Annotated in this window: 22 protein-coding genes; 12 read left to right on the forward strand and 10 right to left on the reverse strand. The window is 57.9% G+C overall.

Annotated features, from left to right (window positions below):
* Positions 1 to 55: 55 nt before the first annotated feature.
* Positions 56 to 1888: an excinuclease ABC subunit UvrC gene (uvrC, locus tag C1N84_RS11680; protein ID WP_021508276.1), complete on the reverse strand. Its 1833-nt coding sequence runs from the start codon at positions 1886 to 1888 to the stop codon at positions 56 to 58.
* Positions 1881 to 2540, reverse strand: a complete 660-nt coding sequence (gene uvrY, locus C1N84_RS11685; protein WP_264441421.1) for a UvrY/SirA/GacA family response regulator transcription factor — start codon at positions 2538 to 2540, stop codon at positions 1881 to 1883. Before uvrY ends, uvrC begins: the two co-directional genes overlap by 8 nt.
* A 433-nt stretch (positions 2541 to 2973) precedes the next feature.
* Between uvrY and C1N84_RS11690 the strand changes: the two genes are divergently transcribed.
* Positions 2974 to 3201 (forward strand): DUF2594 family protein, encoded by a 228-nt coding sequence (locus C1N84_RS11690; protein ID WP_010616664.1) that lies wholly within the window; start codon positions 2974 to 2976, stop codon positions 3199 to 3201.
* 31 nt (positions 3202 to 3232) lie between these two features.
* On the opposite strand, the gene C1N84_RS11695 is transcribed toward C1N84_RS11690, so the two are convergent.
* Together C1N84_RS11695 and sdiA are read right to left on the reverse strand one after the other, a co-directional pair.
* Complete coding sequence (locus C1N84_RS11695; RefSeq protein ID WP_031279842.1) at positions 3233 to 3844, reverse strand: acyl-homoserine-lactone synthase; 612 nt, start codon at positions 3842 to 3844, stop codon at positions 3233 to 3235.
* A gap of 124 nt (positions 3845 to 3968) precedes the next feature.
* Entirely contained in the window at positions 3969 to 4691 is a 723-nt protein-coding gene (gene sdiA, locus C1N84_RS11700; RefSeq protein ID WP_021508278.1) for a transcriptional regulator SdiA, read from the reverse strand.
* Between the two features lie 539 nt (positions 4692 to 5230).
* Here sdiA and C1N84_RS11705 point away from each other — a divergent pair.
* Entirely contained in the window at positions 5231 to 5905 is a 675-nt protein-coding gene (locus C1N84_RS11705; protein WP_394541629.1) for a DUF4396 domain-containing protein, read from the forward strand.
* 1 nt (position 5906) lies between these two features.
* Here C1N84_RS11705 and C1N84_RS11710 read toward each other — a convergent pair whose 3' ends face one another.
* A complete protein-coding gene (locus C1N84_RS11710) occupies positions 5907 to 6605 on the reverse strand; it encodes an extensin-like domain-containing protein (protein WP_264441425.1) in 699 nt (232 codons plus the stop codon).
* A gap of 286 nt (positions 6606 to 6891) precedes the next feature.
* Between C1N84_RS11710 and cycA the strand changes: the two genes are divergently transcribed.
* Positions 6892 to 8283 carry a D-serine/D-alanine/glycine transporter gene (gene cycA, locus C1N84_RS11715; protein WP_021508281.1) on the forward strand — a complete coding sequence of 464 codons (1392 nt, stop codon included), beginning with the start codon at positions 6892 to 6894 and terminating at the stop codon, positions 8281 to 8283.
* A gap of 41 nt (positions 8284 to 8324) precedes the next feature.
* Here the strand turns inward: cycA and C1N84_RS11720 are convergent, their stop codons facing one another.
* Complete coding sequence (locus C1N84_RS11720) at positions 8325 to 9299, reverse strand: metal-dependent hydrolase (RefSeq protein ID WP_394541630.1); 975 nt, start codon at positions 9297 to 9299, stop codon at positions 8325 to 8327.
* A 25-nt stretch (positions 9300 to 9324) separates the two neighbouring features.
* Positions 9325 to 9960 carry an HTH-type transcriptional regulator RutR gene (gene rutR, locus C1N84_RS11725; RefSeq protein ID WP_031279844.1) on the reverse strand — a complete coding sequence of 212 codons (636 nt, stop codon included), beginning with the start codon at positions 9958 to 9960 and terminating at the stop codon, positions 9325 to 9327.
* Positions 9961 to 10268: 308 nt separating this feature from the next.
* On the opposite strand from rutR, the gene rutA reads away from it, so the two are divergent.
* Genes rutA through rutG form a run of 6 tightly spaced genes read left to right on the forward strand, consistent with a single transcriptional unit; the run spans position 10269 to position 15215 of the window.
* Entirely contained in the window at positions 10269 to 11360 is a 1092-nt protein-coding gene (gene rutA / locus C1N84_RS11730) for a pyrimidine utilization protein A (protein ID WP_058759710.1), read from the forward strand.
* Positions 11360 to 12070 carry a pyrimidine utilization protein B gene (gene rutB, locus C1N84_RS11735; RefSeq protein WP_394541631.1) on the forward strand — a complete coding sequence of 237 codons (711 nt, stop codon included), beginning with the start codon at positions 11360 to 11362 and terminating at the stop codon, positions 12068 to 12070. The genes rutA and rutB overlap by 1 nt, the downstream gene beginning before the upstream one ends.
* Positions 12071 to 12112: 42 nt before the next feature.
* Positions 12113 to 12508, forward strand: a complete 396-nt coding sequence (rutC, locus tag C1N84_RS11740; protein WP_021508286.1) for a pyrimidine utilization protein C — start codon at positions 12113 to 12115, stop codon at positions 12506 to 12508.
* Positions 12508 to 13308 carry a pyrimidine utilization protein D gene (gene rutD, locus C1N84_RS11745; protein WP_264441431.1) on the forward strand — a complete coding sequence of 267 codons (801 nt, stop codon included), beginning with the start codon at positions 12508 to 12510 and terminating at the stop codon, positions 13306 to 13308. Before rutC ends, rutD begins: the two co-directional genes overlap by 1 nt.
* Before the next feature lie 14 nt (positions 13309 to 13322).
* Positions 13323 to 13844 (forward strand): NADH-dependent FMN reductase RutF, encoded by a 522-nt coding sequence (gene rutF / locus C1N84_RS11750; RefSeq protein WP_264443718.1) that lies wholly within the window; start codon positions 13323 to 13325, stop codon positions 13842 to 13844.
* A gap of 45 nt (positions 13845 to 13889) precedes the next feature.
* On the forward strand, positions 13890 to 15215 hold the full coding sequence (rutG, locus tag C1N84_RS11755; RefSeq protein ID WP_211726471.1) for a pyrimidine utilization transport protein G: 1326 nt from the start codon (positions 13890 to 13892) through the stop codon (positions 15213 to 15215).
* On the opposite strand, the gene C1N84_RS11760 is transcribed toward rutG, so the two are convergent.
* Together C1N84_RS11760 and C1N84_RS11765 are read right to left on the reverse strand one after the other, a co-directional pair.
* Complete coding sequence (locus C1N84_RS11760; RefSeq protein ID WP_264441433.1) at positions 15212 to 16126, reverse strand: DMT family transporter; 915 nt, start codon at positions 16124 to 16126, stop codon at positions 15212 to 15214. The two genes, rutG and C1N84_RS11760, sit on opposite strands and share 4 nt — an antisense overlap.
* A gap of 110 nt (positions 16127 to 16236) precedes the next feature.
* Positions 16237 to 16401 carry a con-10 family general stress protein gene (locus C1N84_RS11765; RefSeq protein WP_010616548.1) on the reverse strand — a complete coding sequence of 55 codons (165 nt, stop codon included), beginning with the start codon at positions 16399 to 16401 and terminating at the stop codon, positions 16237 to 16239.
* A 312-nt stretch (positions 16402 to 16713) separates the two neighbouring features.
* Here C1N84_RS11765 and wrbA point away from each other — a divergent pair, with 312 nt between their 5' ends.
* The 3 genes from wrbA to C1N84_RS11780 are packed head-to-tail and all read left to right on the forward strand — an operon-like array spanning position 16714 to position 18990.
* Complete coding sequence (gene wrbA, locus C1N84_RS11770; protein WP_021508291.1) at positions 16714 to 17313, forward strand: NAD(P)H:quinone oxidoreductase; 600 nt, start codon at positions 16714 to 16716, stop codon at positions 17311 to 17313.
* Positions 17314 to 17333: 20 nt separating this feature from the next.
* On the forward strand, positions 17334 to 17564 hold the full coding sequence (locus C1N84_RS11775; protein WP_021508292.1) for a YccJ family protein: 231 nt from the start codon (positions 17334 to 17336) through the stop codon (positions 17562 to 17564).
* Between the two features lie 52 nt (positions 17565 to 17616).
* Positions 17617 to 18990 carry an NAD-dependent succinate-semialdehyde dehydrogenase gene (locus tag C1N84_RS11780; protein ID WP_264441434.1) on the forward strand — a complete coding sequence of 458 codons (1374 nt, stop codon included), beginning with the start codon at positions 17617 to 17619 and terminating at the stop codon, positions 18988 to 18990.
* A gap of 119 nt (positions 18991 to 19109) precedes the next feature.
* Here C1N84_RS11780 and agp read toward each other — a convergent pair whose 3' ends face one another.
* Positions 19110 to 20732, reverse strand: a complete 1623-nt coding sequence (agp, locus tag C1N84_RS11785; RefSeq protein WP_264441435.1) for a bifunctional glucose-1-phosphatase/inositol phosphatase — start codon at positions 20730 to 20732, stop codon at positions 19110 to 19112.
* Positions 20733 to 20895: the final 163 nt, after the last annotated feature.

Here is a 20895-nt window from a genome sequence, read left to right on the forward strand (position 1 = left end):
TCTGGTGTGAGTAGGATTTAACGTATGTTCCTACATTGCCCACCCTGTTTCAATGTTAGTGTTTCAGCGAGTAGTAGATTTTTTCCGCCAGGGCGAAGGAGATACCCGGTACTTTAGCGATCTCATCGACGCTGGCATTCATCAGCGGTTGCAGGCCGCCCATGTACTTCAGCAGCTGCTGACGCCGTTTGGGTCCGACGCCTTCAATGCTCTCCAGCGCGCTGGTGTTCTTCACTTTGGCGCGTTTTTTCCGGTGGCCCGAAATTGCATGATTGTGAGCGTCGTCACGAATGTGCTGGATAACATGCAGCGCCGGCGAGTCCGGTGGCAGCGAAACGCCCTCGCCTTCCGCCGCAAAGAACAGCGTTTCCAGGCCGGCTTTACGGTCGCTGCCTTTTGCCACGCCGAGCAGAATCGGCCGGTTTTTATCCCATGGCACATCCAGTTCCGCAAACACCTGCTGCGCCTGCGCCAGCTGCCCTTTACCACCATCGATCAGGATCACATCCGGGATCTTTTCCGGTTCCAGCGCCTTGCCGTAACGACGGCGCAGCACCTGATTCATCGCCGCGTAGTCATCACCGGGGGTAATTCCTTCAATGTTGTAGCGGCGATAGTCAGCGCGCAGCGGGCCGTCACGGTTGAACACCACGCAGGACGCGATGGTCTGTTCGCCCATGGTGTGGCTGATGTCGAAACACTCCATGCGGTTAATCTGCTCCAGTTTGAGGAACGCCGCCAGCGCCGCCAGACGCTGCTGAATGGTCGAGTGCTGCGCCAGCCGCGTCGTCAGCGCCGTGGCGGCATTGGTGCGCGCCAGCTTCAGGTAGCGCGCACGGTCGCCGCGCGGTTTGCTCTGAATACTGACTTTGCGCCCGGCCAGTTCGCTCAATGACGCGGCCAGCAGCTCCCGCTCAGGCAAATTGAAGTCCAGCAGGATATCCGCCGGTAAGGTACGCGCTTCGCTGCCCTGCAGATAAAACTGTCCGACAAACGTCTGCACCACTTCGGTGAGTTCCGTGTCTGCGGGCACCTTCGGGAAATAGCTGCGGCTGCCCAGCACTTTGCCCTGCCGGATAAACAGCACGTGCAGACAGGCCATGCCGGCGTCATAGGCCACGCCCATCACGTCGAGATCATCGCCCTGATTGGAGACGAACTGTTTCTCCGTAATCCGCCGCACCGCCTGAATCTGGTCCCGCAGGCGCGCCGCCTCTTCGAAGCGCAGGCCCACGCTGGCCTGCTCCATACGCTGCACCAGCTGATTAATTACCTGATCGTCTTTACCGGCCAGAAACAGCCGCACATAGTCGGTTTGCTGCGCATATTCCTCTTCGCTCACCAGGCCGGCGACGCAGGGGCCGAGGCAACGGCCAATCTGATACTGCAGGCACGGACGCGAGCGGTTGCGGTAGACGCTGTTCTCGCACTGGCGAATCGGAAACACCTTTTGCAGCAGCGCCAGGGTTTCACGCACCGCATAGCCGTTGGGAAACGGACCAAAGTATTCGCCTTTGGCGTGTTTGGCACCGCGGTGCATCGCCAGGCGCGGATGCGGATCGCCGCTAAGGAAAATATAGGGGTACGACTTATCATCGCGCAGCAGCACGTTGTAGCGCGGCTGATACAACTTGATGTAGTTGTGCTCCAGCAGCAGCGCTTCGGTCTCCGTATGGGTGACCGTGACATCAATATTATGGATGTTGCTGACCAGCACTTCGGTCTTGCGGCTCCCCACCTGCGTGCGGAAATAGCTGCTCAGGCGTTTTTTAAGGTCTTTGGCTTTACCAACATAGATCACCGTGCCTGTCGCGTCATACATGCGGTAGACGCCGGGCTGACTGGTCACGGTGCTGAGAAAGGCTTTGGGATTGAAAACGTCACTCACTACTGATTAACGGCTCCGCATTAAACAGGCCATGGCGTATGGCCAGATGCGTTAACTCTACGTCACCACTGATGTTCAACTTGCTGAACATGCGATAGCGATAGCTATTAACGGTTTTCGGGCTCAGGTTAAGCTGCTCGGAAATCTCCGTCACCTTTTGCCCTCGGGTAATCATCAGCATAATCTGCAATTCCCTTTCCGACAAACAGCTGAACGGTGATTCGGCGCGCTGCGGCTCAATCTGGCTCAGCGCCATCTGCTGAGCGATATCAGAGGCGATGTAACGCTGACCGGCGTGCACCGAGCGAATGGCGCTGACCACTTCCTGCGGCGCCGCCCCTTTGCTGAGATAACCTGCCGCACCGGCCTGCATGACTTTCGCTGGCAGGGGATTTTCGGTGTGGATAGTCAGCATGATGATGCGGATATCCGGATTGAAGCGCACGATTTTGCGCGTCGCCTCCAGTCCGCCAATGCCGGGCATGTTCATGTCCATCAGCACCACATCCACAGGATTTGTGCGGCACCATTTTACCGCATCCTCACCACAGGCCACTTCCCCGGCAATCACCAGTCCCTTCATATCTTCCAGTATGCGACGAATACCGGCGCGTACCAGTTCATGGTCATCAACAAGAAGCAGGCTGATCAACGGGACGTACTCCGCAGGTTAGTGGGGGAAAATATATTTCAGGGGCGTTATCTTACCGGGTTTCGCGTGGAAAGAACATCAGGGGCGCCAGATAAATCTCAAAACCAATGACCCATGTCAAATAGCAGGCAGCGGTGATTGTTTTTTTTAGCTGATGCAATAGCATACTGGAATAAAACTGTTAAAATGTGACTAATATCATTAAGTTATAATTTATAACCCGCCTTCGCTTCTTCCCGCCGGCAGCACCTAAAAATAATCTTTCCGTGGAAGTTTTTTGCGCACAAAAAATAACGAACGGCGCAATTAATTAACCGTCTGCACGCGGGTCGATGATGTGGCCTAAATTCTTCCATCAAGCGTATGATATACTCTGTTTTTTATGCACGGGAAGAATGTGTGCGCACAAGGTCATTCCACAAAGGAGATAATGATGAGTGATGAAGATTTCGTAACATCGCGCGATACCCAGGCGCTGGCGGATGAAGTCGCCTGCCTGAAAATGATGGTGACGCTGATCCTGAAAGGCATGGGCCAGGCTGATGCCGGTAAAGTGATCATCAACATGGAGCGCTACGTCCAGTCCGCGCTGGCTGATAAACCGCAGGCCGAGGTGTTCAGCAACACTATTCGCCAGATTAAAACCGCCTACCGTCAGTAAGCGGCGTGCCCTGCGCATCCTGCGCGGGGCGTTAGCTGTGTGACTGCCAGTTGACCGACACGCCCAGCGAGGGCAGCACTTCTTCCGGACTGAAGCGACGCGTGCCGCGATACTTCTCCGCCAGCGCCGGCTGCTGCACCGGAATACGAATGGCAAAAAGATTGTCTTCTGACTGGATCAGTCCCGGCGAGAGCGGCTCGTACACCACCTGATGCTGCTCAAACATCTTCTCCAGCATCGGCGTGGCCGAACTGATCAAATACTCCATCCCGCTCAGCTCTGCCAGCTGTACCGAATGCCATAAAATGTTCAGCGGCAGCTCGGCATCGACTTCAAGGCGGGCCGAATAGCGCGACATTTCCCACACTTTTTGCTGATCAAAAGGCAGCACCATGCCTTCCGGCACTTCCGGCTCGTGCCACGGTAACAGACGTGCGCAGCCACAAATGCCCTGACGCGCAGTCCAGGCAATCAGCCAGGTGACATCGGAACGATCGAAGCGATCGTACTCCTGTCCCGGCGTGCTGAGTCGCGGCGGAATTGACCAGCCCTCGCCACGCGCAAATACGCTATAACGATAGGTGCCCAACTCGGCCAGCAAAGAGGACGGCATATCCTTTAGCTGTGTTTGAATTATTTTCATCATGCGCCCCTGACATCCCCATGTTTGCAATGATTTATTAAGCGCCAGCCTGGCGGAGTTTCCGGCGCAGGGTAGACAACTGACTGCGGCTTAGGAACTACTAAAATTAGTAGTTGCCTTTTCGCTATATCAGGCCGATGGCTGCGGCATAACAGGCAATCTGCGTTTTATTGGAAACATTAAAACGCTTTTGCATATTCTTTTGGTGAAAATTTACCGTGTGTTCAGAAATAGCCAGAATAAGGGAAATTTCGGCTGAGGTTTTCCCCTCCGCTGTCCATTTCAATATTTCCAGCTCGCGCTGACTAAAATCATTCGATAACACCACCATTGAGCCGTCATTCAGACGGTCCAGCACACGCAAACTCAGTTCCGCCAGGAAGTGCAGTTGCACCTCCAGCTCAACGCGTCTGTGCTGGGTCTGGCTGGGTTGTTGCGATGCTATAGATAATATACCAATGGCACGATTTAGTGCCATTGCCGAGCATGAAAAGCCACTTACCAGCCCTGCTGCATTGGCTTCTGCCCATAAATTGCCTGCGCCGGTAAATAAATCACGCGTCCACTCCACGCCGCGACCGGGCTGCTGGCAGAGCATTAACACCGGATCCACCGCATAGTAATTTTCACTCTCGTAGCGTTTCACCCAGCTCTGCGGATAGGTGCTAAAGAGAAAAATACGCGGTCGGGTAAAAGGCACCGGATGCTGTACCAAAAAGGCAAAAGCATCAAATCCAAGGGCCTCAACATGTTTTTGCAGCAGCGATTTCAATTGCAGCACTTCGGAAAGCGCCTGAAATTCTTTTTCAGTTTCGCCTCGCCAGACGAAATAATTATCGATGGTCATTATTGCCCTGGCGCTGTTTCACGCCTTATTCATAACAGGATATCTGTGCCGATTAATGTAAAAAATAAATTAACCAGAGAAAAAATATTGATTGAAACCAGAGCGGCATTGCGGGCAAAAAGTGATAACCACCTTGTTGTCAATATGTTACCCAAATGAGAAATTAAACTATGGTGCGTTTGCCAGCGGCACCATCAGGATGATAAGTCGTGCGAATCAGAATAAGATTTTTCTGAAGAATTTTCAATCGTCCTGTTGATTAAACGCCAGACTTCGCAGCTAAAACATTCGCCTCATCATTAATCGCTATTATCTTTGCCATTCCCCTTTTTTATACCGCCCGTCATAATCTTCCTGCTGATTAAGTCCGCAGCGCGGCTTAATTCCAGTTATTTCTGCAGTGTTTCCCTGCAGTGCCCCTGTGGCAGACATTTCAGGCACCGTCTTTTCCAGCTACGCTTTAGCAGAGGCGCAAGGTGGCAGGCACCAGCATAGCTCCGCAGGCTGGCGCGATTTCAGCAAACTGAGTGGGACTGACTATGTTAAACCAGCTGGCATTACCTTTTCTGGTCGTGGGCGTGTGTACCGCCCTGATGATCGCTAAAGATCTGTTGCGTCACCCGCATCCGCTGGCGGTCATGAATATCATTTGGCCGCTCACCGGGCTGTACATGCCGTTTTTCGGCTGGCTGGCATGGTGGTATCTCGGGCGTAAACCGTCACGTCAGCGAAAACTGGCGCTGCTGCTGCCATCCGGATTAACCGGTTATGCCAGCTGGCAAACCATTTTTATTTCCACCTCGCTCTCTGCCGCCGCCTGTATATTCGGCGACATCATCACCCTGCCAATAGTCACGCTACTCAAGCATTTTGCAATTAGCCCCGCGCTGTGGTTACAGGCGGTTATTTGCGTGATGATTTCGTTACTGGCGGGATTATTTTTTCAGTTTCTGGCCATTCGCCAGCGGGAACAACTTTCTATTGTCCGTACGTTATTATTAGCGCTGAAAACAGAAACCTTTCCGCTGCTGATTTATCAAGCGGGAATCTTTATCTTTATGACGCTGGCCCTAAAATATGTGCTTAATCAACAGCTCAATCCCCTGCTCAGCGCCTTCTGGTTTATGTTACAGCTGGCGATGCTCACCGGATTTATTTTCTCCTGGCCGGCAAATCATTTCCTCATCAAACGCGGATTAAACCCGGCGGTGTAGTTTAGCGACAAAAGCCTGCGCCGCGCATGCCAAGGTGGAAATGGCTGGCATGCGCCGCATTGTAATCCGGCCCCAGCGCATTACCGAAGCTGGCACAGCCGTTGCGCCATAACGCGTGCAAAGCGGCAGCGGCCTGCGGCGGTTGCTGCCAGTTTTTGCCTACCTGTAGCCAGCGCCCGTCCGCCAGCTGAAAGCCCGTGATGTCCCATGCCTCCGCCGTCGCATGTTCACTGCGGCGTCCTTCCTGGCGGTGATAAATATTGCGGCAGGCGTAACTGCCAACGTGCGCGATGCGGCGCAGCGGCGAGGTAATGCCGGCCTGCTGCAGCGCCGCATTGCTGCGCGTAACATACAGCGTACTGGCCACCGCCATTGGACAGCTGGCAAGAAAACTGCTGCTCAGCGTGACCTCACCGAAGCGGCTGATGCGCAGCGGCTGATCAATCGGACAATCGCCCTGCAGCGGCGGCACCTCACGGAAACTGACTCTGCCCTGCGCGCTGGCCGCACGCATCACCGCCAGACACGCGGCCGGATCGCTGCTCAGCCGCTGCAGCTTGTAGCGCGTCATCCAGCCCGGCGGATCGGTAACCTGGAGCGGTATAAACGGATTCCACTGTGGCGGCAGATGGGTTTTCAGCCAGGGTAAACTCCACCAGCCGCACAGGGCCAGCAGCACTATCGCGAGCAATGCGCGCACGCTGCCTCACTTTTTCCGGGTTCATCGAAATGACAAGTGTAGAACCCTGCGCAGCGCTGCGTGGTGCAAGCGGCTCATTTGCAGAACATTTACGCAAAATGACGGCACGGCGCGCCATGTAAATATTTACTGACACGGTAAAGCACGCAAAAGGGCACAAAGGTTTAAAAACCATTACCGAGAGTGGCCGCCTTTCCTCTATCTTATGCCCTCTTGCCCTGTGCAACAGCACGTTATTCAACAGCCAGCAGAGCTGACACAACATCAAGACAGGAAAGATATTTTTATGGTTGATCAATCTAAAGCGGCGCCCATTGAGGCCGAACAGCCGGAAAAACTCCGGCGCAACCTGCATAATCGTCACATCCAGCTTATCGCCATCGGCGGTGCCATTGGCACCGGTCTGTTCATGGGCTCCGGTAAAACCATCAGCCTGGCGGGTCCGTCGATCATCTTCGTTTATATGATCATCGGTTTTATGCTGTTCTTTGTGATGCGCGCCATGGGTGAGCTGCTGCTCTCCAACCTTGAGTACAAATCCTTCAGCGACTTTGCCGCCGACCTGCTCGGTCCGTGGGCCGGTTATTTCACCGGCTGGACTTACTGGTTCTGCTGGGTGGTGACCGGTATCGCCGACGTGGTGGCGATCAGCGCCTATTTCCAGCTGTGGTTCCCGGACTTCTCGATCTGGATGAGCGCGCTGCTGTGCGTGTTTGTTTTCCTTGCCCTGAACATCGCCACGGTGAAACTGTTTGGCGAGATGGAGTTCTGGTTCGCCATTATCAAAATCGTCGCCATCGTGGCGTTAATCATCACCGGTATTGTGCTGGTTAGCCTGCACTACCCTTCGCCGAACGGAAGCCACGCGGCGCTGAGCAATATCTGGGATCACGGCGGCATGTTCCCGAAAGGGCTGAGCGGTTTCTTTGCCGGCTTCCAGATTGCGGTGTTTGCCTTTGTCGGCATTGAACTGGTGGGCACGGCGGCGGCGGAGACCAAAGATCCGCATAAAGTTCTGCCGCGTGCCATCAATGCGATCCCGCTGCGCATCATCATGTTCTACGTGCTGGCGCTGCTGGTGATCATGGCGGTGACGCCGTGGAACCAGGTCATGCCGGATCGCAGTCCATTCGTTGAAATGTTTGTGCTGATTGGCCTGCCGGCCGCTGCCAGCATCGTTAACTTTGTGGTGTTAACCTCCGCGGCCTCCTCAGCCAACAGCGGCATCTTCTCCACCAGCCGCATGCTGTATGGCCTGGCGGAACAGGGCGTGGCGCATAAGGCGTTTGGCCGTCTCTCGGCGCGCGCGGTGCCGACCACCGGCCTGTTCTTTTCCTGCCTGTGTCTGCTGGCGGGCGTGGCGTTGATCTACCTGATTCCGGATGTGATGACGGTCTTCACCATGGTGACCACGGTCTCGGCGATTCTGTTTATGTTTGTCTGGACCATTATCCTGTGCAGCTACCTTGCCTACCGCAAACAGCATCCGCAGCGTCATGCGGCGTCACGCTTCAAAATGCCACTCGGCAAGCTGATGTGCTGGGTGTGCATGGCTTTCTTTGCCTTTGTGCTGGTGCTGCTGACACTGCAGGAAGATACCCGCCAGGCGCTGATGGTGACGCCACTGTGGTTTGTGGTGCTGACCATGGGCTGGCTGCTACGCCGGCGTAAAGCCTGATCCACCTAAACGAAAAGGCCCGGTTATGCGGGCCTTTTTCGTTATAAGCGTTCAGTGAATTTGTGCCACGCCTGCGACAGTGACGGCCGCAGCGAATCTTCCCGCTGTGGTGCTGCTGCCGGCGCTGCGGCGGAACCGAGATTAAAGGTAAAGGTGTAATCCGGCTCTTCCCCCATGCGCAAATCCACAATCAGCGTGTCGTTGCCCTGCTGGCGCATGGCATAAAATCCATGGCTGAACCACGCAACGCGTTCCGCGTGCCACTGGCCTTTAAACGGGGCAAAAAGCGCGGGATGGCGATCGTACCAGCGGATCTGTAAGGGACGATCGGGCGACAGCAGCGACCACCAGGCTTCCCCGTAGCGCTGCGGCGTGATAATTACCGTGCGCCACACCAGCGTGTTAAACGCGGTGGGCGTCACCAGCAGTTGCTGCGGCTGCACAGCCTGCTGCGTCAGCTGGTGCTCAATATGCCGGGTAGCAACACCTTGCGCCACCATGCTCCAGCCCAGGTACAGCGTGCTGATGAGCAATCCGGCCTGATTCCAGCGCAGCCCGCACGCATCCCGCCGCCACAGTGCGACGATCAGGGCGATCAGCAGCGGCAGCGTGTAGAGCGGATCGATGATGAACATGCTGCCGATGGCGAACGGGTAATCGGTCAGCGGCAGCCCGAGCTGCGTGCCGTACACCGTGGTCAGGTCCAGCAGCGGATGCGTGATCAATGCCAGCCAGATGGCGAGGCACCAGGCGCGCCAGTGCTGCCGGCTGCGCGTCGCGCCAGCCACCAGCCAGCCAAATAACGGTGCCACCAGCGTCAGCCACAGCAGCGCGTGGCTCTCGGTGCGGTGCAGCGTCATGTTGCGGATGGCATCGCCGTGGTCGATAAACACGTCGAGGTCCGGCAGCGTGCCCGCGACCGCCCCCGCCAGCGCCGCCTGCCACAGCGGCACGCGTTTGCCCATTACGGCCACGGTCACCGCCGCGCCCAGCGTTAGTTGTGATAGCGAATCCATGCACTCTCCTGGTCAGCCACGGGGATCAGCGCACGCGGATCCCTTCAATGATCATGCGCTGAACGTTATCCAGCGTCTGGGCAAAAAATTCCGCATCGTTTAGCGTCTGGCCGGTGATGGCTTCCACCTGGGACGCGAAATCAGCATAGTGCTGCGTGGTCGCCCACAGCAGAAAGAACAGATGCTGCGGCTGCACGCCGGCAATACGCCCTTCGGCGATCCACTGTTCGATAATCGCCGCTTTGTCATCCACCAGCGCTTTTAAATCCCCCGCCAGCTCGCCCTTCAGCAGCGGCGCGCCCTGCAGCATCTCCAGACAGAACAGGCGCGATGCCTGCGGGTGGTCACGCGACACTTCCAGCTTGAGACGAATATAGTTTCGGATGGCCACCAGCGGATCCTGGTCATGACGCAGCGCACGCAGCGGCGCCAGCCACACATCAAGAATCTCTTTCAGTACCGCCACATACAGCACTTCTTTTGACGGATAGTAGTAAAGCAGGTTGGTTTTTGAGACGTCCGCGCGCTCAGCCACCTTATCCAGACTGGTGCCGTGAATGCCAAACTGTGAGAAGAAGGCCAATGCCGCTTCCAGAATAGCTGCCCGTTTCGCCGCAACGGCCCGCGATCGGCGTCCTGGCTTTTTTTCATCGCTTTTCACACTGTTACCTCTTCCATCCTGCGAAATCGCATCATAACAAACGCCCTGTTTCCTGCCTAATGCTGTGCCCTGCACCTTTTTCGCTCAGGTGACGCATGAAAAACGTGCAATTTGTTTTGACCAGATGGTCTGTTTTGGACCAGTCACTCAGGATTCATTACGTCGCCAATTTTAACTGATTGTTATGTATCACTTTTAAAATTGTGGCACAGGCTTTGCAATTTTGTGATCGAGCGCCGCCCGCAGGATGCGTGCAGGAAGCAACGCAGCGCGTGAAGCAATCCATGTTCAATGCAGAGAGGTTTCACATGAAAATTGGCGTTTTCGTTCCGATTGGCAACAATGGCTGGCTCATCTCCACGCATGCCCCGCAATACAAGCCGACCTTTGAGCTCAACAAAGCGATTGTGCTCAAGGCTGAGCACTATCACTTCGACTTTGCCCTGTCGATGATTAAGCTGCGCGGCTTCGGCGGCAAAACCGAATTCTGGGACCACAACCTGGAGTCCTTCACCCTGATGGCCGGGCTGGCCGCGGTGACCTCACGCATTGAAATCTACGCCACCGCCGCCACCCTGACGCTGCCGCCCGCCATCGTGGCGCGCATGGCCGCCACCATCGACTCCATCTCGGGCGGCCGCTTCGGCGTCAATCTGGTCACCGGCTGGCAGAAGCCGGAGTATGAGCAGATGGGGCTGTGGCCGGGCGATGAATATTTTGCCAGCCGCTACAACTACCTGACGGAGTACGTCACGGTGCTGCGCGACCTGTGGGGCACTGGCCAGAGCGACTTCAAAGGTGAGTTCTTTACCATGAACGACTGTCGCGTCAGTCCGCAGCCGCAGAAGCCGATGAAGGTGATTTGCGCCGGGCAAAGTGATGCCGGCATGGCCTTTTCGGCGCAATACGCTGATTACAACTTCTGCTTCGGCAAGGGCGTCAATACCCCGACCGCCTTTGCACCCACCGCCGCACGCATGAAACAGGCCGCGGACAAAACCGGGCGCGACGTCGGTTCCTACGTGCTGTTTATGATTATCGCCGCCGAAAGCGACGAAGCCGCGCGCGCCAAATGGGAACACTACAAAGCCGGCGCAGACGAGGAAGCCCTCGCCTGGCTCACCACGCAGAGCCAGCAGGACACCAAATCCGGCAGTGACACCAATGTGCGCCAGATGGCGGATCCGACCTCTGCCGTCAACATCAATATGGGCACGCTGGTCGGTTCTTATGCCAGCGTGGCACGCATGCTGGATGAAGTGGCGCTGGTGGAAGGCACCGAAGGCGTGCTGCTGACCTTTGATGATTTCCTGCAGGGCATTGAAGATTTTGGTGAACGTATCCAGCCGCTGATGGCGTGCCGCCGCGCGCTGATTGACGCCCACAAGGAGGTTGCATAATGAATACCGTCGTTTGTGCCCACAGCAGCAGCCAGCCTGCAGTGACTCTGCCGGCGCGCCCGGAAGCCATCGCCCTGCCGCCGGCGCAAAGCGCACTGATTGTGGTGGATATGCAGAACGCCTACGCCAGCCAGGGCGGCTATCTCGATCTGGCCGGGTTTGATGTCTCCGCCACCCAGCCGGTTATCGCCCGGATTCATCAGGCGGTCACCGCCGCCCGCGCGGCGGGAATGCAGATCATCTGGTTCCAGAACGGCTGGGATAATCAGTATGTCGAAGCCGGTGACGCCGGTTCGCCTAATTTCCATAAATCCAACGCGCTGAAAACCATGCGCCAGCGGCCGGAGCTGCACGGCACGCTGCTGGCAAAAGGCGGCTGGGATTATGCGCTGGTGAATGAACTGGTACCGCAAGCCGGCGATATCGTGCTGCCCAAACCGCGCTACAGCGGCTTTTTCAACACGCCACTCGACAGCATGCTGCGCAGCCGCGGTATTCGTCATCTGGTGTTTACCGGCATTGCCACCAACGTCTGCGTGGAATCGACGCTGCGCGACGGCTTTTTCCTCGAGTATTTCGGCGTGGTGCTGGCCGATGCCACCCATCCGGCCGGACCGTCGTTTGCTCAGCAGGCGGCGCTGTTCAATATTGAAACCTTTTTTGGCTGGGTCAGCGATACCGACACCTTCTGCGAGGCGCTGAAGTCGTAACCGCCGTTTCACCTGCACGCTTAATAATAAGGACTCTGAGTCATGCCTAAAACAGTGATTATTCCTCCCGGCACCACGACGCCGATCGCTCCGTTTGTGCCCGGCACCTTAGCCGATGGCGTGGTGTACGTTTCCGGTACGCTGCCGTTCGATGCCGACAACAACGTGGTACACGTTGGGGATGCGGCGGCGCAAACCCGCCACGTGCTGGAAACCATCAAAAAAGTGATCGAGACCGCCGGTGGCAGCCTGCAGGACGTCACTTTCAACTCGATTTTCATCACCGACTGGAGCAACTACGCGGCGGTAAACCAGGTGTATGCCGACTATTTCCCCGGCGACAAACCGGCGCGCTTCTGTATTCAGTGCGGTCTGGTGAAACCCGATGCGCTGATTGAAATCGCCAGCGTGGCACACATTGGCCGGCAGGAGGCGTAATGCATCTGGACATTCAGGGATTAAGCGCGCTCGACGCGCCGACGCTGGTACTGTCGTCCGGGCTGGGCGGCGTGGCCGCTTTCTGGCAACCGCAGCTGGCGGCACTGACGCCGCACTATCGCGTGGTGACCTACGATCAGCGCGGTACCGGTCGCAGCCCCGATACGCTGCCGGAAGGTTACAGCATGGCGATGATGGCAGCGGAACTGGCCGACGCGCTGGCGGAGCATGGCATCGAACAGTATGACATCGTGGGCCATGCGCTTGGCGGGCTGATTGGCCTGCAGCTGGCGCTCGATTATCCGCAGCGCGTGGGACGCGTGGTGGTGATTAACGGCTGGCTGGCGCTGGATGCCCACACCGAGCGCTGCTTCCAGGTGCGCCAGGATCTGCTGCTCAACGTTGGTGTGGAAGCGTTTGTGCGCGCGCAGCCGCTGTTTCTTTATCCGGCCGAATGGCTGGCACGCCATCAGTCACGCATCAGCGCGGAGGATGTGCATCACGTGGCGCATTTCCAGGGCATGGAGAACCTGCTGCGGCGTCTGCACGCGCTGAAATCGGCCGATTTCCGTCCGCACGCCTCGCGAATCACCCAGCCGGTGCTGGCGATATGCAGTCAGGATGACCTGCTGGTACCGTGGAGCTGCTCGCCGCAGCTGGCGCAGGCGCTGCCCAACGGCAGCCTGATTGAGATGCCGTGGGGCGGCCATGCCATGAGCGTGACCGATGCCGACAACTTCAATGCGCTGCTGCTGCGCTGGCTGGCGGACACCGCCACGCCGGCTCGCCGCGCCAGCTAATCACGGAGCCGATGATGAGCGTACATGAACTGCCCCTGCTGCCCGAAGTGAGCCAGCAGGCTTTCCGCGATGCCATGTCCGGCCTGGGCGCGGCGGTCAATATCATCACCACTGACGGTCCCGCCGGACGCGCCGGTTTTACCGCCACCGCGGTGTGCAGCGTCAGTGATACGCCGCCGACGCTGTTGGTTTGTCTCAATCGTAATGCATCGGTGTGGCCTCTTTTCCGCGATAACGGCGTGCTGAGCGTGAACACGCTGGCCGCCGGACAGGAGTCATTGTCGACGCTGTTTGGCGGCAAAACCCCGATGACCGAACGTTTCGCCGCCGCCCGCTGGCACACGCAGCGCAGCGGCGCACCGCTGCTGCAGGGGGCGCTGATGGCGTTCGACTGCACCATCTCGCAGGTAGTCAGCGTGGCGACACACGACATTCTGTTTTGCAATGTGATGGCGCTGGAGCGCCATGATGCCCAGCCCGGTCTGATGTGGTTTGACCGTCGCTACCATGCCCTTTCACGGCAGGACGCCCGCTAACGCCGCACCGTGCGGCCCGGTTCGACCACTACCCTGGAGAAGACGATGGCGAGTTCCTGGTTCCCCCGCTGGCAGAAAAAGTCAGCCATGAGCGATAACGGGCTGATTGCCCCGGACGAAACCCTGCCGCTCGGGCAGACGTTCGTGCTGGGCCTGCAGCATGCGGTAGCAATGTTTGGCGCAACGGTGCTGATGCCGCTGCTGATGGGGCTGGATCCCAACCTGGCGATTCTGGTTTCCGGTATCGGCACCCTGCTGTTCTTTGTCATTACCGGTGGTCGTGTGCCGAGTTATCTCGGATCGAGCGCCGCGTTTGTCGGCGTGGTGATTGCCATTACCGGCTTCAACGGTCAGGGGCTCAATCCCAACCTGGCGCTGGCGCTGGGCGGCGTTATTGCCTGCGGCGCGCTCTATACGCTGATTGGCCTGGTGGTGATGAAAGTCGGTACCGGCTGGATTGAACGCCTGATGCCACCAGTGGTCACCGGTGCGGTAGTGATGGCCATCGGCCTTAACCTGGCACCGATTGCGGTGCACAGCGTCTCCGCCTCGATGTTTGATAGCTGGATGGCGGTGATGACGGTGCTGTGCATCGGGCTGGTGGCGGTGTTCACCCGCGGTATGGTGCAGCGGTTGCTGATTCTGGTCGGGCTGATTGTCGCCTGGGCGCTGTACGCTCTGCTGACCAATGTGATGGGCTTCGGCAAGCCGGTGGATTTCAGCCGCGTGGCCAGCGCCGCGTGGTTTGGTCTGCCGCACACCACCGCGCCGGTATTTGATATGCAGGCAATCGTGATGATCGCACCGGTGGCGATTATTCTGGTGGCAGAGAACCTCGGCCATATTAAAGCGGTGGCGGGCATGACCGGGCGCAATCTCGATCCGTGGATGGGACGCGCGTTCGTCGGCGACGGCCTGGCAACCATGCTGTCCGGCTCCATCGGCGGCAGCGGCGTCACCACCTATGCCGAAAACATTGGCGTGATGGCGGTGACCAAAGTCTACTCCACGCTGGCGTTTGTCGCCGCGGCGCTGATTGCGCTGGTGCTGGGCTTTTCGCCTAAGTTCGGCGCGCTCATCCACACCATTCCCGGCCCGGTGATTGGCGGTGCGTCGATTGTGGTGTTTGGCTTAATCGCCGTGGCCGGCGCACGTATCTGGGTGCAAAACCATGTCGATTTTAGCCAGAACAGCAATCTGATTATGGTGGCCACCACGCTGGTGCTCGGCGCCGGGGATTTTGCGCTGAAGATTGGCAGCTTTACCCTCGGCGGCATCGGCACGGCCACCTTCGGTGCCATTATCCTCAATGCAATTCTGCAGCGACGCAGTGCCGCGCTGACCCAGCCGGCGGCGCGCCCGCAGCCTTAAGGCTTCTGCGGTGCCTGCTCCGGCACCGCTTTTTTGCGCCGCAGGCGCAGTTCACTGACAATCACCCCGCAGACAATCAGTGCGCCGCCCAGCAGCGCCGCGGCCGGTAACCGTTCGCCGGCAATGCGTCCGACCACACCGGCCCACACCGGCTCGCCGGCATAAATCACCGTGGCGCGCGTCGGCGAGACGCTGCGCTGCGCCCAGTTCATGGTGACCTGAATCAGTGCGCTGGCCGCGCCGAGGCCCAGCGCGCTGAACAGCAGCGGCGCCGATAGCGAGGGTAAAGATTCGCCGTTGGGCAGCATTAGCACGAAGGCGCAGGCCGAAGCCACCATTAGCTGTACCAGCGTCACGCGGCGCACATCGACCTGCCCGGCGTAGCGACTGATAAGAATGATCTCGGCGGCAATGGCGAGGGTGCTGAGCAGCGTGGCGATCTCACCGGCATTCAGCGTCAGGCTGCCATCCTGCGGACCTGCCACCAGCACCAGACCGGTGAACGCCAGCAAAATGCCCAGCCACGCCATCAGGCCCGGCGGCCGGCGCAGAAACAGCCACTGCAACAGCGGCACCACCGGCACGTAAAGCGCCGTCAGAAACGCCGACTGGCTGCTGGAAATGGTTTGCATACCCCAGGTTTGCAATCCGTAACCACCGGCAATCGCCACGCCAATCAGTGCGCCAGCTTTAATCTCCAGCCAGGTGATGTGGCGCAGATAGCGGCGAAAGAAAAAGGCCAGCAGCAGCGAGGCGGTAGCAAAACGCAGCCCGACAAAAAAGAACGGCCCCGAATGCGCCATGGCGCGATGCACCACCAGAAAGGTGCCACCCCAGACCATAGTGATAAAAATAAGTACCAGCTCCTGACGCGTAATACGCAGGCTGAGGCGGGAAGTGGAAGCAGACATAACGCACCAGAATAGAGGACTGGCGCACATTTTTGCTGATTAGCCGGGCAAATTGCAATCATTGTAACCGCCGGGCGTACCCGGCGGCCGGGGATACCGTCACAGACGCACTATTTTTTCGCGCGGCTGCGTCCCCCCTTTTCACCTGCTTCGGCAGCACGCTGCGGATCATTTCTGAAATTCCCGCCGCTGTTTTTACCGCCTTTACGACCCGCTTCCGCGGCCCTTTCGCGATCTTCCGCGAAGTTGCCTGATCCTCCACGATGTTGAGCCATCATTTCCTCCAGGTATTGAGCATAGGTGGTGAAGACCTTTCACTGCGCTAACAGTGTCAGGTCAGGTGCGTAATATCTCGTCACACCCGCTTAAAGCATAGTCAATGGATGCGCACAATCAGGCACATATTCATACTTTGCAACAGATAAACCGCTTAACATCGTTTTTATGGCGAGATATTCAGCTGAAAAACAAGCGGTTAGCGGCAGAAGTCGCAGCGCGATCTCCGTGACTGTTCAATGGCTGACCAGCATAGCGCGCAGCCTCTTCTATACTTCTTTCTGTTCCTTACACCACAGGATGAAAACACGATGGCAAAAATTCTGGTGCTTTATTACTCCATGTATGGACATATCGAAACCATGGCTAACGCGGTGGCGGACGGTGCGAAGAGCGTGAGCGGTGCCGAAGTCACCATTCTGCGCGTGCCGGAAAGTATGGATGCCGAACGGTTTGCTCAGGTCGGCGGAAAGGTTAATCAGCCGGCGGCGGAAGCCAAACCGGACGACCTGCCGCAGTACGATGCCATCATCGTCGGCACCCCGACGCGCTTCGGCAACATGTCCGGTCAGATGCGTAATTTCTGGGACCGCACCGGCGGCCTGTGGGCCTCTGGCGCGCTGTACGGCAAGATTGCCAGCGTGTTTGCGTCTACCGGCACCGGCGGCGGTCAGGAACAGACTATCACCTCGGTGTGGACCACCCTGGCACATCACGGCATGGTGATTGTGCCCATCGGCTACGGCACCAAAGAGTTATTTGATATTTCGCAGGTGCGTGGCGGTACGCCATATGGCGCAACCACGCTGGCGGGCGGTGATGGATCGCGCCAGCCCTCGGCGGAAGAACTGGAAATTGCCCGTTATCAGGGCCAATACGTCGCCGGTCTGGCGGTAAAACTGAAAGGATAAATTCCCAACAGGAGAGAGTTATGGCAACAGAACAGTTTAAAGCTCACCACGTGGGCGAATGGGCGACCTTACGTCACACCTCACCGGAAATCGCTGAAGCGATTTTCGAAGTGGCGAATTATGACGAACGGCTTGCCGAAGAGATCTGGCGCCAGCAAGGCAGCGATGAGGTGTTATTCCGCGCGTTTGAGAAAACCGACCAGGACGTCCTGACGTGGGACGATAAGCCGGTCGAACGCAAAAACATCTGAAGCACAGGCGGGCATGTCCCGCCTTCTCATTTTTAGCCGTCAGGGAGCCTTTATGTCAGCCTATCAAAGCATTAATCCGGCCAATAATCAGCTGCTGAAAACCTGGCCATCACACGATGACAGCTACGCGCAGCAGGCGCTGCACACCGCCGATGCACTCTACCATTCGCCGTGGAGCAAAGGCGATATTCAGCCGCGTCTGCAGGTGCTGCAGCGTCTGGCAGAGTTGATCGACCAGCGCAGCGAAGAGCTGGCCACCATTGCCAGCAAAGAGATGGGTAAGCTGATTGGCCAGAGCCGCGGCGAAGTGAAAATCTGCGCCAGCATCGCGCGCTATTATGCCGAACACGCGGCAAGGCTGTTGCAGGCACAGCCCTATCCCAGCGATGTCGGTGACGCCTGGCTCGAATACCATCCGATTGGCGTGGTAGTGGCCGTCGAGCCGTGGAATTTTCCCTATTATCAGCTGATGCGCGTGCTGGCACCGAATCTGGCACTGGGCAATCCGGTGCTGGCGAAACATGCCAACATTGTGCCGCACTGCGCCGACGTGTTTGAAAAGCTGGTGCTGGAAGCCGGTGCGCCGCAGGGCGCGTGGACCAATCTGTTTATCTCTAACCAGCAGGTGGCCGATCTGATTGCCGATCCGCGCGTGCAGGGTGTGGCGCTCACCGGTTCAGAGCGCGCCGGCAGCGCGGTGGCTGAGCAGGCAGGTAAGCACCTGAAAAAATCCACGCTCGAACTGGGTGGTAACGATGTATTTGTGGTGCTGGACGATGCCGATATTGATGAAGCGGTGCGCCAGGGGGCGCAGGCGCGGCTCAGCAACTGCGGTCAGGTATGTACTGCGGCCAAGCGCTTTATTCTGCATGAAAAGATTGCTGAAAGCTTTATGGCTAAGTTTAGCGCGGCGCTGCAATCCGCTACGCCCGGCGATCCGTTAGATGAAAAAACCACGCTGGGGCCGCTGTCGTCACAGGATGCACGTGACCGGCTGGTGAAACAGGTGGACGAGGCGGTGGCGCATGGCGCACGCGTGGAGTGCGGCGGACGGGTAATCGACGGCGTCGGCTGCTACTACCAGCCAACCATCCTGACCGGCCTGACGCCGGATAACCCGGCTTACTATCAGGAGTTTTTCGGCCCGGTGGCGCAGGTGTATATGGTGGCGGACGACCGTGCTGCCGTGGCGCTGGCTAACGATTCGCACTACGGTTTGGGCGGTTCCGTGTGGACGCGGGACATTGCGCGCGGGCGCAACATGGCTTCGCAGATTGAGACCGGCATGGTGTTTATCAATTCGCAGAGCGATACCGCGGCTGAGCTGCCGTTCGGCGGCGTGAAGCGTTCCGGCTATGGCCGTGAACTGTCCGATCTCGGGCTGAAGGAGTTTGCTAACCAGAAACTGGTCGTGGTAGCCGGTTAAGCGGCATGAAACCACCGTTGAACTGAACGGTGGTTTTATTCGATTCACTGCGGAGTGCGTCAATGCGCAGCCGGTAACAACACAGCAGGGTCGCCGTGCATGGCGACCCTGCTAGCGTTTTAGTTGCTGGCTGCTGCCGGCTGTTGCGCGGGTTTAGCGTCCGCCTCCGGCTTCGCCGGCGCTGCTTCAGCCTGCGCTTTCTGCGCCGCTGCAGCATCGGCTTTCGCCTTCTCATCTGCGGCCTTCTGAGCGCTGGCCTTCTCAGCTTTGGCTTTGTCGTCCGCCGCTTTTTGCGCCGCGGCCTTGTCCGCCTTCACTTTTTCCTCAGCGGCTTTGGCGTCAGCGGCTTTCTGCGCTGCAGCTTTATCAGCCGCGGCTTTGTCAGCCGCCGCTTTATCTGCGCTGGCCTGATCCGCTTTGACCTGTGCGTCATCGCTGGCTGCCGGCGCGGCAGCAGGCTGTGCGGCCGGTGCCGGTGCGGCTGGCTGCAGCGGTGTACCCTGCAGCGCGTTGTTCAGCGCGCTGGTGAACTGATCCCAGCTGCAGTAGCCGTTGGCGTCAGTGTCACAACCCGCCAGCTGCAGCGTAACGCGCTTCGGTGGGTTCTTCAGGCTCAGCACATCGGCATTACGCAGCTGATCCGCCGTCTGATAGACATACTCCACTTTCAGCAGATCTTTATTGTTCTTCGCATCGTGCCAGCGTTCAAACACCACCTGGCCGCCAATCGGGGTTTTCTCGTCGTTACCCGGCAGCTCGTATGGCTTAACCTGCAGCGCGCTCAGCAATGACGCGATATTCGAATCGTGTCCGACCATCAGCGTGACTTTTGGCGCGGTGGCTTTATCCTGATCGACCAATTGGCTGCGGATGTAATCCACCAGCGGGGCGGCAACGTCACGCGCCACTTCCGGCGCGGTAAACAGCGCATCCTGATAGCCATTCTTGATCGCCGCCAGCTCTTTCCACTGTTCTGGCGTTTTGATTTGTCCCCAGGCAACCTGATCCGCCGGGAAACCTTCGTAATATTGCAGCGTAAAGGCGTCGACCAGCGAGTTACCCACTTTCAGCGGGCCATTGACGCCGGGCTCTTTGCCGTTTTCCGCGCTAAAGGTGTTGTCGCCGCTGCTCAGGTCGCACTGTTTCTTGCCGTTACAGGCCGGGGCTGATTTGTAATCGACGATTTTTTCCAGCCGCTGGAAGGCCGGCTTCAGCGCCAGCTTCTCATTGGCTGCGGTCATCGCCGCCAGCGCTTTCTTGTTAAACGCTTCGCTGCCATCGGTGATTACCGGATTGAAGATCGGGTCCATGGTGCCCATCGCATCCTGATGGGTGACAGCGATATCGCAGCCCGGGAAAGCCCCGGTGACGAAATACTGCGCCGTCGCGACGGTACGCTGCAGGCTGTTGGCATAGACAAAGATGTTGCTGCTGTCCGGACAGGTGCCGTTCTGTACCAGCCCCTGCTGGGCCAGCCACTGACGGGTGTAGTTACCCATGTAGACTTCCAGCACGCCGCCTTTGGTGGTCAGCTCACCGCCGGGCACATCCCACTGCGGCCAGCTTTTTTTCGTCGCCTGCTCCAGCACGCTGCCGTTGTTGGCCAGCGGGGCACGCAGGTTGTGACGACTCAGCATCAGGACCTGCTGCAGTTGCATGTCGCCATCCGCGGCGTAAGCGCTCATACCCATCGGCAGCGCCGCGATCACTGACAGCGCGCAAAGACTCAGTTTCTTGATCATTGTGCCTATTCCATAATTCATCAGGGAAACACTCTGGCATTCAAGCGATTAGCTCGCCAAAGAGCGAATTACCGCACAGTGTAACCCAGCTTGCCTGAGAAAATCGCCAGATGTTTGCAAAAACCGTGCATCGACTATAGCAGTAAACGCGCTGGCCGTCGGG

It is taken from the genome of Pantoea sp. SGAir0418, assembly GCF_043529865.1.

Bases quoted from the DNA above. Each gene is read 5' to 3' on its own strand.
- C1N84_RS11690 (WP_010616664.1), top strand. From the start codon at position 2,974: ATGAGTGATGAAGATTTCGTAACATCGCGCGATACCCAGGCGCTGGCG.
- C1N84_RS11695 (WP_031279842.1), bottom strand. From the start codon at position 3,844: ATGAAAATAATTCAAACACAGCTAAAGGATATGCCGTCCTCTTTGCTG.
- sdiA (WP_021508278.1), bottom strand. From the start codon at position 4,691: ATGACCATCGATAATTATTTCGTCTGGCGAGGCGAAACTGAAAAAGAA.
- C1N84_RS11705 (WP_394541629.1), top strand. From the start codon at position 5,231: ATGTTAAACCAGCTGGCATTACCTTTTCTGGTCGTGGGCGTGTGTACC.
- cycA (WP_021508281.1), top strand. From the start codon at position 6,892: ATGGTTGATCAATCTAAAGCGGCGCCCATTGAGGCCGAACAGCCGGAA.
- C1N84_RS11720 (WP_394541630.1), bottom strand. From the start codon at position 9,299: ATGGATTCGCTATCACAACTAACGCTGGGCGCGGCGGTGACCGTGGCC.
- rutA (WP_058759710.1), top strand. From the start codon at position 10,269: ATGAAAATTGGCGTTTTCGTTCCGATTGGCAACAATGGCTGGCTCATC.
- rutB (WP_394541631.1), top strand. From the start codon at position 11,360: ATGAATACCGTCGTTTGTGCCCACAGCAGCAGCCAGCCTGCAGTGACT.
- rutC (WP_021508286.1), top strand. From the start codon at position 12,113: ATGCCTAAAACAGTGATTATTCCTCCCGGCACCACGACGCCGATCGCT.
- rutD (WP_264441431.1), top strand. From the start codon at position 12,508: ATGCATCTGGACATTCAGGGATTAAGCGCGCTCGACGCGCCGACGCTG.
- rutF (WP_264443718.1), top strand. From the start codon at position 13,323: ATGAGCGTACATGAACTGCCCCTGCTGCCCGAAGTGAGCCAGCAGGCT.
- rutG (WP_211726471.1), top strand. From the start codon at position 13,890: ATGGCGAGTTCCTGGTTCCCCCGCTGGCAGAAAAAGTCAGCCATGAGC.
- C1N84_RS11760 (WP_264441433.1), bottom strand. From the start codon at position 16,126: ATGTCTGCTTCCACTTCCCGCCTCAGCCTGCGTATTACGCGTCAGGAG.
- C1N84_RS11765 (WP_010616548.1), bottom strand. From the start codon at position 16,401: ATGGCTCAACATCGTGGAGGATCAGGCAACTTCGCGGAAGATCGCGAA.
- wrbA (WP_021508291.1), top strand. From the start codon at position 16,714: ATGGCAAAAATTCTGGTGCTTTATTACTCCATGTATGGACATATCGAA.
- C1N84_RS11775 (WP_021508292.1), top strand. From the start codon at position 17,334: ATGGCAACAGAACAGTTTAAAGCTCACCACGTGGGCGAATGGGCGACC.
- C1N84_RS11780 (WP_264441434.1), top strand. From the start codon at position 17,617: ATGTCAGCCTATCAAAGCATTAATCCGGCCAATAATCAGCTGCTGAAA.
- agp (WP_264441435.1), bottom strand. From the start codon at position 20,732: ATGATCAAGAAACTGAGTCTTTGCGCGCTGTCAGTGATCGCGGCGCTG.